The organism is Paenibacillus sp. UMB7766-LJ446, assembly GCF_030226665.1.
GTDB lineage: Bacteria > Bacillota > Bacilli > Paenibacillales > Paenibacillaceae > Paenibacillus > Paenibacillus vandeheii.
This window is the reverse complement of record NZ_JASOYM010000002.1, coordinates 81,282-94,292: the sequence shown is the minus strand read 5'-3', so window position 1 is coordinate 94,292 and position 13,011 is coordinate 81,282. Positions and strand designations below refer to the sequence as shown.

Below are 13,011 nucleotides of genomic sequence, written 5' to 3'. Positions count from 1 at the left end.
TGATTTTCACCGTTAGTCAAACCTCATTAACTGCATCATCCTTTAATCCTTAGGAGGTCTATTATAGCCTTTGTCTCCATAGGGCTGTAACTTTTGGAGCCAAGACTTCAGGAGCTGCTTTTGTTCCCAGCGTATATCCGTCACCTTATCGATATCTTTCTGCTCCAGTACCTCATAAGTGAATGCATCTTCTCCAAATTCTCTCCATTCTTTTTGCAGCTGAGGATTTGCAAATCTCCCTTGATCCAGCTGCATTTGCAGAGTGAACCATTTGTTTTTCAAGTTGGGATAGCTGTCAATATAGATTTTTCCGTTTATTTTGTTTTTGATTTGGGCTACGCCCATATAAGTCTTGATCTGCTTGTATTCCTCCAGCAGCTCCTTGCGCTTATTCATATCCATGTCTCTCTCTCCTTTTCCTTGACAATAGGGAGCAGTAACAGCGCTCCGATAACCACAGAAACACCACTCGTCATAAATACACTAAGCAAGGAGAAGGTATCCTTGATATATCCGGAGATAAACATGCCAATTACCATCATTCCCATAAAAATCGGCATGATCGCTCCGGATACCCGGCCAATAAATGCCCCCTCCGTGTTTCTCACAAGAAGCGTCTGAATTCCACCTTGGATACAAGGAAAAAACAGACCACTGATCACGAGCAGAACAATAGTCAGCCAAACTTGCTTAGACGCACCCATTCCGACAGTACAGACAGCATTAACAAGTAAACCGACCAAAAGCAATAATTGTGGCTTTACTTTTTTAGAGATTCCGATGATTGCAGCACCACCAACCAACATGGCCCCCCCATTAGCCATCACCAGCCATTGCAAAAAAGGTTTATCCCTTCCCAAATTCTCAATGACAAGGAAAATTTGAAGCGGCTGAGTCAATCCTGACGCTAATCCGACTGCCGAGAAGGTTAATCCAAGTGTTCTCAAGGATTTATTGGCCCCAATATATCGCAGTCCGTCGGTCATCTCCTTGACGAAGCTGCCGGTATTCCCTGACCTAGCTTCCTCTACATCTCGGGGAAGAGAGGATAATACAAGCGAGGATCCCAGAAACATAGCTGCTGTCAAGAACAGGGATACGTTAATGCCAAACTTAATAAAAATAAAGGTACCGATCACCGGTCCAAGCACCATGAAGACAGCGACCAGCGTTTGGGACATCGCCATAACACCCTGCAATTGTTCGGCTGGTACATGCCGTTTATACAGCTTCATCGCCGAAGGCTGAGAAAATTGCGATAAGCTGGCAGAAACAAATGATCCGATCAGAAGTGCAATCCATCCACCATTCATAACTGCAAGCAGTACTGCCCCGACAGACAAGCCGGATAACACATCGCTCCAGACCATGGTTCTCTTCGGCCTCCATCGGTCGGCAAAGGTCCCGCCAATCAGGCCAAATATAAAGATCGGTGCAAATTCCGCAACCGAAATCAGTGATATATCAACCGGATTGTTATGTGTCAATTCGGAAACATAAAGAAGTACAGCATAATTCCGAATCCATATTCCCAGTTGTAGCAGCACCCTGGAAAGGATAATGGTTCGGACATATCGATTCGCAAACATTTTCAATACCCCTTATCCTTTAAGATTTTTACTACCGTGTGCAGCCGCTCCCTATTTATTTCATCATTCTGCAAGGCCAGAACTGAACAATTTTCCCCTCCTATCCTCAAACTTTAGATTTAGTAATTTACTAATTTACTAAATTACTAAATCACGGCTTCATTTTATACAGGATCACTTCCTTCGTCAACCGTTTTCTTTAACTCCGTCTTTCCTCAGCTCATTCTTTCCCTAATTTCCGGGTAAACAATTGATCCGTAAAAACAAAAAAAGCCGCTAGATTAGCGACTTTCATTCTCGAACATGTATGATTATGTGGTTTCACTCACGGAAAAGACACAATCGTGGATTAAAGAGCAGACTTCAGGATCTACTAATGGGTACTTGGAATGCTGTAATCCAGTTTAGGAGAAACGGCTTCTTCCGGCTTCAATTGAATGGAACGTTGGCACACCACTGTAATAACAAAGGCTAATAAAGCGAGCACCACAGCTACAGGAGGCACCCACTCTACACCACCCAAATCGACAGCAAGACCTCCGACTCCAGAGCCAAGCGCTATACCCACATTTGCCGCTACGGGCAGCAAGGTGGAAGCAAACGGTCTGGAATTTGGCGCTATCGCTCCGGAGACATCGAACAAATAGAGTTGAGAAGCCGCGCTCATCGAGGATGACAGGCAACCGATCAGGAACAGAAACGCCAAGCCCAGCCATAGATGAGATACGGTGAAACTCAGCCCCAAAAAGATAGCGGCTTGAATAGCGAAAAGCCATTTGAGCTTGGGTAAGAAATCTCCCTTTGCTATTTTGGCCCCAATCCAGTTGCTCAGTATACTGCAGGCACCATAGATGAGGAGTACAGCACTAATCCAACCTGCGGGTATGCCCATGGACTGTCCCAGCAACGGAGTGATATACGTAAAGATCACAAAAATACAACTGTTTCCAAGGACCGGAATCAAACAGGCCAGTAGTATGCGAGTCTTCATGAATAGAGCCATCTGGTCACTGAATGAACCGGCAATGGTCATCGTTTGTCGTGGAAGAATACGGAACATGAATATGAATGGCATCACACCGATGCAGGCCGTAACAACAAACGTCATGGACCAGTTCAGATGCTGTCCGATGAAGGTGCCGAGCGGGACGCCAAGCACATTGGCAATGGAAAACCCGCCCAGTATCCAGGCGATCGCTTCCCCTCTTCGTTCCCGGATGACTGCATCGCTTGCAATTGAAATCGAAAGCGATATCGTAAGTCCGCAAGCGACAGCCGAGACGATCCGAATAATCATCAGGGAAAAGAATGTCGTTGAGAAGATGGTTAATACATTTAAGGCAAGCACGACTGCAAATCCAATTAAAATGGAGTTTCTTCGGGGAATTTTGGCCAAGAATGCAACGGCAAACGGTGTTCCAATCGCATAGGCGATGGCGAAGCCGGATACGAGCGCACCTGCGGCAGCCAGCGATACTTTCATATAGGTTTCGATTTCCTTCAATACGCCCACAATCACGTATTCGGTTGTTCCCAATACAAAGCTAACGAATGTAAGTGTTAAAATAAGTAAATTCTCTCTTTTTCTAGTCATGCATAAGCCCTCACAATTCTCTCTAATGTTGCAAGCGTTTCAATTTCTTAAACTAGAATCCATTCCTATCAAATTTTGCTTCCACATCCCTTCCGATCGTTATATAGTACATATTATTAATAGTGAAATTGTACTGTCAGACATGCCAAGCGACAATAAAGGTTGTTGTGGTCTTCTTCCAAAACATTATGCATGTTGTCATTTCACCACAGAATCTTGAAGGGAAGACATTAATGAATACACGCCATGAATCCGAACCAATGGATGAAGATCAAGATTGTATTATTATTTATGTTGGGAAGTTGGCAGACAACCCCCATTGGAGTTTTCCAACCCATAAGCATGACGATGTGCATGAGATTATTTACGTGAATGACGGCCGTGGCTCGTTCACGATTGATGGGATCAAGCACTCCGCCCAAAAGGGAGATCTTCTTGTATATAACAAAGGAACACTTCACGAGGAAAAATCGGATCCCGAATTCCCTTTATCCACCTTCTATTGCGGCTTTCGTTTCAAAGAGGGTACTCGCGCCAACAGCGATTGGGTTGTTCCTCCCGGCAGTGAACCCGTTGTTCGTGCCAACCGTTATTCGGAAGAGATCCGTTCGTTAATGCAGACCATGTTCAAAGAATTTTCAATCCGGGAAGACGGATACGTCTCTATTTCCCATCATCTGCTGCATGCCGTTCTGCTGATTATCGATCGGATGTCGCACCATCAGCGCACAGCAAGTGAGATCGTTCCGAGCAATACTCTCGCCGAAAGCATCAAAGACTATTTGGATACGAACTACCGGCAGCATATTAAGCTGAAGGACTTGGCTGATCAATTCCATATCGATTTCTACTATTTAATTCATATGTATAAGAACTGCTACGGTACCTCCCCCTATCATTACCTCATTCAACGAAGAATGGGAGAAGCGACCCGATTGTTGGTTTCTACCAAGAAAAAAATATGGGAAATCTCCAAGTTGGTCGGGTACGAGAACCCAAACTACTTTACGATTCTTTTTACCAAAACGGTTGGTGAGTCTCCGAGAAGTTTCCGCAAAAAGAATCAAAAGGACATGTTCGGAGACCCTTTCAACTAAAAAAACAGGTAGCCATCGGGCTACCTGTTCTGTCTTACATCAAGAAGAGAAATATTCCTGTTTACTGGAAAGTCCTTGTAGTTGTCGCTCATGTTTTATAATAAAAGCGCTTCGTTAGGAGCTTCGTCTGGTTCAACGTGAACATGAACAGTGTACACATCATGTTCTCTTAACAATTCGTCTTCTACATTTGTTGAAATATCATGAGCCTTCTGAAGATCCAGATCCGATCGTACAAGAATGACAACATCCACAACAGCATTATTACCGTAACTACGAGCTCTTAAATCTTTAACTGCCTCTACCCCATCAATATTGGCAATCGTGTTTCTGTATACCTTGATGAGTTCTTCGTCAAACCCATCCGTAAGATGGTGTGTAGCTTCCCGAAAAATGTCCCAAGCAGTTTTACATATTAGAAAGCCCACCGCTACAGCTGTTAATGGGTCGAGCCATGGCAGGCCAAATTGGGAACCGATGATGCCGATAACTGTTCCTATACTAACCCAGGCATCCGAAATATTGTCTTTTGCAGCTGCCATAACCGCTTGGCTCTTGATCTTTAAAGCAAGTCTTTTATTATATCGGTAAACCAGATACATCACTGCGGCACAGAAAATGCCTGTCCATGCTGCAAAGATGTCTGGAGATTCGCTTTTCCCCTGAAATACGGAAGTGATAGCTTCGTATAACACTTGTATACCTACTGCCATCATGATAAAAGAAGCAACCAGTGAGGCAACAGTCTCTGCTTTCCAATGTCCATATGTATGATCTTTATCAGCCGGACGTTGAGCAAGTCTCAGACCGATTAGAACCGCGATTGAAGCTATAATATCGGTAGCATTGTTTAACCCATCCGCTTTCAAAGCTTCGGAATTAGACATATAACCGATGACCATTTTAATTGCAGTCAGACAAATATAAGCAATAATACTGATGATTGCTCCCTTTTCCCCCAGTTTTAAGTTGTCGTATTTTATTTGCTCCACTAACGAAATCCCCCTGATTCCAATTGTTTTCTAGCACTTTACGATGGTATCACCACGATATTGTGTGGGTCTAGAGAAACGTTTTGAACCAAGTAAAACAATGTCTGTACAATGAAAGAGTTTGACCCCGGCCAAAAAAAGTTGTAATAAGTAAACTTACTTCAGGAATTGTGATCTCTGCCATATTGCTTGACTCTGGTATCGTACCAGGGTTTATCGTAAATATAGCGCAAATATGGCTTTTACAAATTAGGAGTGGTTCAGTTGATGTTGCAAAAACAGTTTGACCAAGTGTTTGAAATTATGAAGCAGTCGTTTCCCGAAGCTGAATATCGGGAATATTCAGAACAGAAGAAGCTGCTGTCCAATTCATGCTATCACCTTCTCACAGAAGAGAATGAGCATAATGAAGTGATTGGCTTTCTCGCAGGCTGGGAGTTCGAGTCGTTCAGATACGTCGAGCATGTCGCTGTTTCCCCGAACATTCGTGGAGGCGGCATAGGCAAGCGCTTAATGGATCGATTCATGAAGCAGTCCGCCAAGCCGGTTATATTGGAAGTCGAATTGCCAGTAGATGAGCTGAAGCAGAGAAGGATCGGATTTTATGAGCGCCTGGGATTCTACCTGGGAGATCATTCTTATGTTCAACCGCCTCTTCGTGCTGTAAGGCAGCAAAACTTTTCATTACAGATCATGAGTTATCCGGCAAAGTTGACCCCGACACAATTTGAAATAGTTAGAAAATTGCTGTATAAGGAAGTGTATGGCGCGCCTCCAACTTACGCGCACACATATAATAGCTAAGTTCAAATGAGGATAAAACGATGAAAAATGATTATAAAATCAATGAGATTTCGAAGCTTTACGGAATAGGTGTTGACGCACTTCGCTATTACGAAAAATTAGGGCTGCTGCAGCCCCGGCGAGACGGTAACGGTTATCGGCTGTACAGCCTTCAGGATATGTATAAACTGAATATCATCCGGGACCTGCGTCAGTTGGATTTCACTATGCAACAGATCAAAGCGTATTTGGATCAGCAAAGTGTAGAAAATACGCTTGAATTGTTATTCACTGAACAGGAGCTGATTAAGGAACAAATCGCCAAGCTCGAAACTACGCAGCGTATTATCCAGGGCAGAATCAAGGTGTTGACTGACGCAAGCAGCATTCAGACGGGGGTTTACTCTATCAAAACGTATCCTGATCGGCCTTGTCTGCAGCTCAATACACGTATAACGCGGGATGAGGAGATGGATTATGCCATTAAGAAGCTGCATCAAAAGCATAATAGTCACATTCCCGACTTCGGCAACCAATTGTACGGTGCTTCCGTGTCACTTGAGGAATTAAAGCATGGTGTACGGGATGTTTTCAACTCCGTTTTCTTTATCTTTAGTCCTGACGATTCCGGCAAAATTGAATATGATTATCTCCTGCCAGCTGGCGATTACCTGTCATTATTTTATCGGGGTAACTACCGTCAAAGTCATAAAAAAATGCTTGAGGTCGTTGCATATGCCAATAATAAAGGGCTCCGTTTAATGGGAGATCCGTTTGAAATTTATGAAATTGATAATCGGGATACGATCATTACCGAGCAATTCTTGACTGAAATACAGTTACGGATTGCCAAAGTATGATGAACTTCAAAGGGTTGAAGTTATTGGAGGCGACTTTATACCATAACTTCTACCCTTATAACAAAAAAAGCCGCTATATTAGCGACTTCTATGTATATTTAGGGATTAGTGAATATCTTTCTTTTTGAAATTGCCGCCCTTAACTTCGGCCACATCGTAAACTACAATAAAAGCATTGGGATCAATTTCGTGAATGATATCCTTGATCTTGCTTTCTTCCATACGGTTGATTACGCAGGTGATTTCTTTGAATTGTTCATTGGAGTAACCCCCGTAAGCATCGGTATAGGTTGCTCCACGACCTAAACGGTCGCGAATCGTTTCGACCATGATCTCAGGTTGATTTGTGATAATTTTAAAGGTTTTGGACCCGCTCAAACCTTCTTCAACAATATGAATCACTTTGGAAGCAATGTAATAAGCAAGTGCAGACAGAATCGCCCCTTGAAGACCAAATACGGTCGAAACAACAATAAATACAAACATGTTCAGGAATAATATTAAATCACTCGTTCCAAAAGGTAATTTCCGTGAAAGCAGGACAGCCAACATATCTATTCCATCCAATGCCCCGCCATTACGCAGCGCCAAACCCATACCAAAACCGATGATAATACCACCCACGACGGTAATTAACAATGTATCCCCTTGAATAATCGTTGGTACATGGTGCATAAGGCTTGTACCCACAGCTAACGAGGCAATACCGATGATGGAATAAATAGCAAAGCTTTTACCGATCTGTTTATAACCTAACCAGACAAATGGAATATTGATAATACCAATCAGCATCCCTAACGGTAAACCAAACAGTTGTGAGCCTACGATACTCAGACCTGTCACACCGCCGTCTGATACATTATTTGGAATTAATATGGCTTCCAGACCATATGAGGTAATAAAAGCCCCGATCATAATCAGCAATACTTTGGAGATGATTTTCAGCTTGTTAGACTTTTGCACATTCCTTTGATTCATTCCTTTTCCCCCTTGATGAACAAACATAAAAAATAGTCTATAACAAAATTCACTATTTTGGCAATAGATCGTCATATATGCAACCACTGAATTCGCTCTGCTCGTTCCTCGATCAGATTACATTATTTCCCGATTAATACTCGATATGCCGTAATTTTATTCTCCAGCATCTGATCTGCTGACTGAAGTGTGTGCATCTGCTGTTGAATCGCCTCTTTGTGCTCTTCCAGCAACTTTAAACGCTCTGCAGCCGTATGCTCACCTTCCTGAAATAAGGATGCATACTTTTTGATGATAGCGATGGGCATTTGAGTCTCTTTTAGTTTGATTACAAAATGCAACCATTTCAGATGCGATTCGTTGTATCGTCTATCTCCACTAGTATCACGGAGCGGTATGATAATCTGCTCCTTCTCATAATAACGCAATGTGTGGGCACTGATACCGAGTAGTTCAGCCACTTCACCGATTGTATGCATGGTGATCCTCCTTCTATATTCCGCTTGACTTAGAGTAAGCTCTAATCAGTATAATCAACACGTAGTCATATCACAATAAATAATGAACTGAAATCCAGGAGGAATATCCATGAAATATACAGTGATTACCGGTGCCAGTTCGGGCATTGGCTATGAAGCAGCTTTGGCTTTTGCGGCTCGCGGCAAACATTTGATCCTGGCTGCACGCAGAAGCGACGAACTGGAGAAGTTAAAATCGAAAGTAATTGAAATTGATCCTGAGCTGGACATCGTCATTCGCCCGGTGGATCTGTCCATCGCTGCCAATGTCCATGCATTCTACGAAAGTCTCCATCATTACTCTATCGGAACATGGATTAACAACGCAGGATTCGGAAATTTTGCTTCGGTTGGTGAACAACATCTACCTAAAATCGAACAGATGCTTCATCTGAATATAGAAGCATTAACCATTCTTTCTTCCCTGTATGTACGTGATTATGCAGAGGTAGAGGGCACACAGCTCATTAACATTTCTTCTGGTGGTGGATATACCATCGTGGCGGATGCAGTAACCTACTGTGCAACAAAGTTCTATGTAAGTGCCTTTACGGAAGGACTTGCACAAGAATTAAAAGGCAATCATGCAGCAATGCAAGCAAAAGTACTCGCGCCTGCTGCAACAGAAACGGAATTTGCAAAACGATCTTTTGATATAGACCAGTTCGAATATGAGGGCCGTGTTCCCCAATTCCATACAGCAGAACAAATGGCTGGATTTTTGCTTGAATTATATGACAGCGAAAGCGTCGTCGGTATTGTAAATGGATTAACCTATGAATTTGAATTGAAAGAACCGATCTTTCCGTATGCGACGAGAGCAGCCTCGAAACCCAACGATTAATCATATACATAACCGTTAACCCATCCTATGTTAAACGTCAAAAGGGAACCTGTGATCAGGTTCCCTTTTGCTCTTGCTATATCTGTAAAAAGTATTATGCCAATCTCATTTTGAAATCCTGATAGCCGAACTCGCGAACTACTTCGCAATCGCCATCTTTTCTTTTCACGGCAATGGCTGGCAATGGCATGCCGTTAAATGTATTGGTTTTGACCATGGAGTAGATTGCCATGTCCTCAAATACCAATCTGTCACCCGTTTTGAGTGGTTGGTCAAATGAATAATCGCCGATTACATCACCCGACAGGCAAGTTTGCCCACCCAAACGATACAGGTGAGGTTTTTCTCCCGCTTCTCCCGAACCGATAAGCGGCGGGCGATACGGCATTTCCAGCACGTCCGGCATGTGACATGTGGCCGAGGTATCCAGAATGGCAATGTCCATACCGTTCTTGTGGAAATCGAGCACAGAAGTAACCAGGAAGCCCGCGTTTAGAGCAACCGCTTCGCCCGGCTCCAGATATACTTCCAAGCCATATTTCTCCTGCATGCGTTTGATACAAGCTTCCAGTCTTGGTATGTCGTAATCTTCGCGTGTGATGTGATGCCCACCGCCGAAGTTGATCCATTCCATTTGTGGCAGCCATTGTCCAAACTTCTCTTCTACCGCATTCAGCGTCGTTTCCAGATCGTCTGAATTTTGCTGGCACAATGTATGGAAATGCAGTCCAGAGACACCTTCCAGCAGCTCTGCGCGGAAATCCTCTTGTTTGGCACCAAAACGGGAACCAGGAGCACATGGGTCGTAAATCTCATGCCCCTCCTGTGTCGAGCATTCAGGGTTAATACGCAGGCCCACTTTGCGTCCAGCCTGAAGTGCCTTGCCCTTAAATTTCTCCAGTTGGGAGAATGAATTGAAAATAATATGATCGGAAATCGAAAGGATTTCATCGATCTCATCTTCACGATAGGCTGGGGCAAAGACATGGTTCTCTTTGCCCATCTCCTCATGACCGAGGCGGGCTTCATACAGCCCGCTTGCCGTTGCACCGCTCAGGTATTCTCCGATGAGCGGATACATTGTGGTCATGGAAAATGCTTTTTGAGCCAGCACGATTTTGGCCCCTGTACGTTGCATGACACCGTTCAGAATTTTGAGATTTCTCTCGATAAGACCTTCATCAACAACAAAGCATGGCGTCGGTAATTGCTCAAACCGCATCTTAACGAACGAGCTCCGATTCTTTGGCTTCTTCTGGCAGTTCGTCAACGAGTACTGGGTTGAAATCTTCAACCCATGGGAGACCCCATTTGTTCAACTCTTCCATGAATGGATCCGGGTTGAACTCTTCAACGTTGTATACGCCTGGTTTGTTCCATTTGCCAGTCATCACCATCGCTGCACCAATCATAGCTGGAACGCCTGTTGTGTAAGAAATAGCTTGGGAACCGACTTCTTTGTAGCATTCTTGGTGATCACAGATGTTGTACACGTAGTACGTTTTGTCTTGGCCGTCTTTTTTACCTTTGAAAATGCAGCCGATGTTCGTTTTGCCCACAGTACGTGGTCCAAGAGACGCCGGATCTGGCAATACCGCCTTCAGGAATTGCAGCGGAATAATTTGTTTGCCTTCATACTCGATCGGTTCGATCGAAGTCATGCCCACATTTTCAAGTGCTTTCAAGTGCGTAAGGTAGCTTTGACCAAATGTCATGAAGAAACGGATCCGTTTCAGACCAGGCATGTTTTTAGCCAGGGACTCCAGTTCTTCATGATAAAGCAGGTACATGTCTTTCTCGCCAACTTCTTTGAAGTCATAGACACGTTTAATTTCCATTGGTTGAGTTTCGATCCATTCGCCTTTTTCCCAATATCTTCCGTTAGCCGAAACTTCGCGGATGTTGATTTCAGGGTTGAAGTTGGTTGCGAACGGATAGCCGTGATCCCCGCCGTTGCAGTCCAGAATGTCAATATACTCAATTTCGTCAAAGTAATGCTTCAGCGCATAAGCAGAGAATACACCCGTAACACCTGGGTCAAATCCACTGCCGAGCAGAGCTGTAATTCCGGCTTTTTCAAAACGCTCTTTGTAATCCCATTGCCATTTGTATTCAAATTTCGCCGTATCTTCCGGCTCATAGTTAGCTGTATCCATGTAATTTGTTTTCGTTGCAAGGCAAGCATCCATGATTGTCAGGTCTTGGTAAGGCAATGCCAGGTTCATGACGATATCCGGTTTAACTTCGTTGATGAGGGCAATCAGTTCGTCAACGTTGTCAGCATCCACTTGAGCTGTTGTAATTTTTGTTTTACCGCCGTCCAGCTTGGCTTTAAGGTCGTCACATTTGGATTTCGTGCGACTTGCGATACAGATTTCCTCGAATACTTCGCTGTTTTGAACGCATTTATGAACTGCTACTGAAGCTACGCCGCCGGCGCCGATGATTAGTGCTTTTCCCATTTTCCATTCTCCTAACCCAATATGAATTTTTTTAAAAATTAACTTTATTATTTTTCTCATTTTTCACTTTTCGCCCGTTTTGAAGCAACAAAAAAAGCAAGGTGAAAAATGCCACAATCGCGCATCATCACACTTGCTTGTCGATATACATCATAAAAAAGACGCAAAGTCTCCATAACTAAAAAAGTTCAAAAGAACTCCTCCAGCGGAAAGCTTCTTCATGTATACCAATATCAGATCAGAGTCTATATAGCAAATAATTCGCCTTTACCACTCTTATTGACCGTTTCACAAGTTGATGTGCAGGTGCACTGGTTGTAAAGTAACCAACTTATAAAATTTGAGCTTTTAACTCAATCAATAAGGCAACATAAGTTGCCAATCGGCGTTTGACCCGGCTGTCCGTATGGCCTTAACTTCCTTTTGGGGAAGTGGTCAAAAATTATCTGCTGGAAAGACCTGATTTATGTTGATATATCTGCTTTCCAAAATCACAGGTCTTACGATATCAGATACATTAAAAAAAATCAAGTGATCACTAAAAATTTATTTTTTCATCATTTTGGAACTCGCGTTCCACTCTTAGGCATAGCTGAGTATTGTGAAAAATCGTATTTTCATTTAACTTGAAATTTTATACATTTTTGATAGAGGGATATGATATATTTGGTAGGTAATTTAAAATATATCCCAGAAAAGAGGATCTTATGAAAAGAGTCGTTTTGCTATTTGCTGCAATTTTCATGTTTTTGCTTTCCATCGCTCCTTCAGCATCTGCGGCTGGAGACCGCCTTATTAACGACATCATGTATAACAACTCGATTCCACTCGTATCCAACAACATCAGGTTTTCTCTGCAATACAGCGTCTACGGCGACCTGCAGCTCTGGGATAACCGCACACGCACGATGTTATGGAACACCAAGACCAGTGACACCAGAATAAATCATTTCAAGATTGATTATTGGAGTGGAAAGCTAGTTCTCCAGGATCCTCAAAACACACCTTACTGGACGTCAGACAACAAGGCATGGTCTACATCGTACTATGGAGCGGACAATGTGCCACCCAACCTCAGAGGTAACGTGCTCATCGTTCAAAACGACGGCAATTTAGTGCTGTACAATACAGAAACCCCGAGTGCAGGCTGGTATCCTGTCTGGGCTTCCAATACAGGAGGCCATTAAGGTCTATTGTATTGGAGCACAAGCTGTTTAATCGAAGCTTCATTGGATTGATGCTTGTCCTCATTCGTTTCGGGTTTTAAACTAAAAATACACTCCACACAGTGTAA

13 protein-coding genes are annotated in these 13,011 nt (G+C 43.3%); 5 read left to right on the top strand and 8 right to left on the bottom strand.

Annotated features, from left to right (window positions below; genetic code table 11):
* Positions 1-42: 42 nt before the first annotated feature.
* The 3 genes from QP794_RS05430 to QP794_RS05420 all read right to left on the bottom strand — a co-directional run bounded on the left by QP794_RS05430 (position 43) and on the right by QP794_RS05420 (position 3,183).
* Positions 43-402 carry a GIY-YIG nuclease family protein gene (locus QP794_RS05430; protein ID WP_285075279.1) on the bottom strand — a complete coding sequence of 120 codons (360 nt, stop codon included), beginning with the start codon at positions 400-402 and terminating at the stop codon, positions 43-45.
* Positions 393-1,589 (bottom strand): MFS transporter, encoded by a 1,197-nt coding sequence (locus tag QP794_RS05425; protein WP_285075278.1) that lies wholly within the window; start codon positions 1,587-1,589, stop codon positions 393-395. Before QP794_RS05425 ends, QP794_RS05430 begins: the two co-directional genes overlap by 10 nt.
* Positions 1,590-1,962: 373 nt before the next feature.
* On the bottom strand, positions 1,963-3,183 hold the full coding sequence (locus tag QP794_RS05420) for an MFS transporter (RefSeq protein WP_285075277.1): 1,221 nt from the start codon (positions 3,181-3,183) through the stop codon (positions 1,963-1,965).
* Between the two features lie 233 nt (positions 3,184-3,416).
* Here QP794_RS05420 and QP794_RS05415 point away from each other — a divergent pair, with 233 nt between their 5' ends.
* Positions 3,417-4,280, top strand: a complete 864-nt coding sequence (locus QP794_RS05415) for a helix-turn-helix domain-containing protein (protein ID WP_285075276.1) — start codon at positions 3,417-3,419, stop codon at positions 4,278-4,280.
* A gap of 95 nt (positions 4,281-4,375) precedes the next feature.
* On the opposite strand, the gene QP794_RS05410 is transcribed toward QP794_RS05415, so the two are convergent.
* Positions 4,376-5,272: a cation diffusion facilitator family transporter gene (locus QP794_RS05410; protein WP_094936169.1), complete on the bottom strand. Its 897-nt coding sequence runs from the start codon at positions 5,270-5,272 to the stop codon at positions 4,376-4,378.
* Positions 5,273-5,539: 267 nt separating this feature from the next.
* Between QP794_RS05410 and QP794_RS05405 the strand changes: the two genes are divergently transcribed.
* A complete protein-coding gene (locus QP794_RS05405) occupies positions 5,540-6,076 on the top strand; it encodes a GNAT family N-acetyltransferase (protein ID WP_285075764.1) in 537 nt (178 codons plus the stop codon).
* Positions 6,077-6,096: 20 nt separating this feature from the next.
* Positions 6,097-6,915: a MerR family transcriptional regulator gene (locus QP794_RS05400; protein ID WP_285075275.1), complete on the top strand. Its 819-nt coding sequence runs from the start codon at positions 6,097-6,099 to the stop codon at positions 6,913-6,915.
* A 105-nt stretch (positions 6,916-7,020) separates the two neighbouring features.
* Here QP794_RS05400 and QP794_RS05395 read toward each other — a convergent pair whose 3' ends face one another.
* Both QP794_RS05395 and QP794_RS05390 read right to left on the bottom strand, forming a co-directional pair.
* On the bottom strand, positions 7,021-7,893 hold the full coding sequence (locus tag QP794_RS05395) for a YitT family protein (protein WP_024634073.1): 873 nt from the start codon (positions 7,891-7,893) through the stop codon (positions 7,021-7,023).
* A 122-nt stretch (positions 7,894-8,015) separates the two neighbouring features.
* A complete protein-coding gene (locus QP794_RS05390; RefSeq protein ID WP_285075274.1) occupies positions 8,016-8,372 on the bottom strand; it encodes a MerR family transcriptional regulator in 357 nt (118 codons plus the stop codon).
* Positions 8,373-8,481: 109 nt separating this feature from the next.
* Between QP794_RS05390 and QP794_RS05385 the strand changes: the two genes are divergently transcribed.
* Positions 8,482-9,255 (top strand): SDR family NAD(P)-dependent oxidoreductase, encoded by a 774-nt coding sequence (locus QP794_RS05385; protein ID WP_285075273.1) that lies wholly within the window; start codon positions 8,482-8,484, stop codon positions 9,253-9,255.
* A gap of 94 nt (positions 9,256-9,349) precedes the next feature.
* On the opposite strand, the gene nspC is transcribed toward QP794_RS05385, so the two are convergent.
* Positions 9,350-10,477, bottom strand: coding sequence for a carboxynorspermidine decarboxylase (gene nspC, locus QP794_RS05380; RefSeq protein ID WP_024634076.1), 1,128 nt, complete (start codon positions 10,475-10,477; stop codon positions 9,350-9,352).
* 1 nt (position 10,478) lies between these two features.
* Entirely contained in the window at positions 10,479-11,717 is a 1,239-nt protein-coding gene (locus QP794_RS05375) for a saccharopine dehydrogenase family protein (RefSeq protein ID WP_094936163.1), read from the bottom strand.
* Positions 11,718-12,424: 707 nt separating this feature from the next.
* Between QP794_RS05375 and QP794_RS05370 the strand changes: the two genes are divergently transcribed.
* Positions 12,425-12,904: an immunoglobulin domain-containing protein gene (locus QP794_RS05370; protein WP_285075272.1), complete on the top strand. Its 480-nt coding sequence runs from the start codon at positions 12,425-12,427 to the stop codon at positions 12,902-12,904.
* Positions 12,905-13,011: the final 107 nt, after the last annotated feature.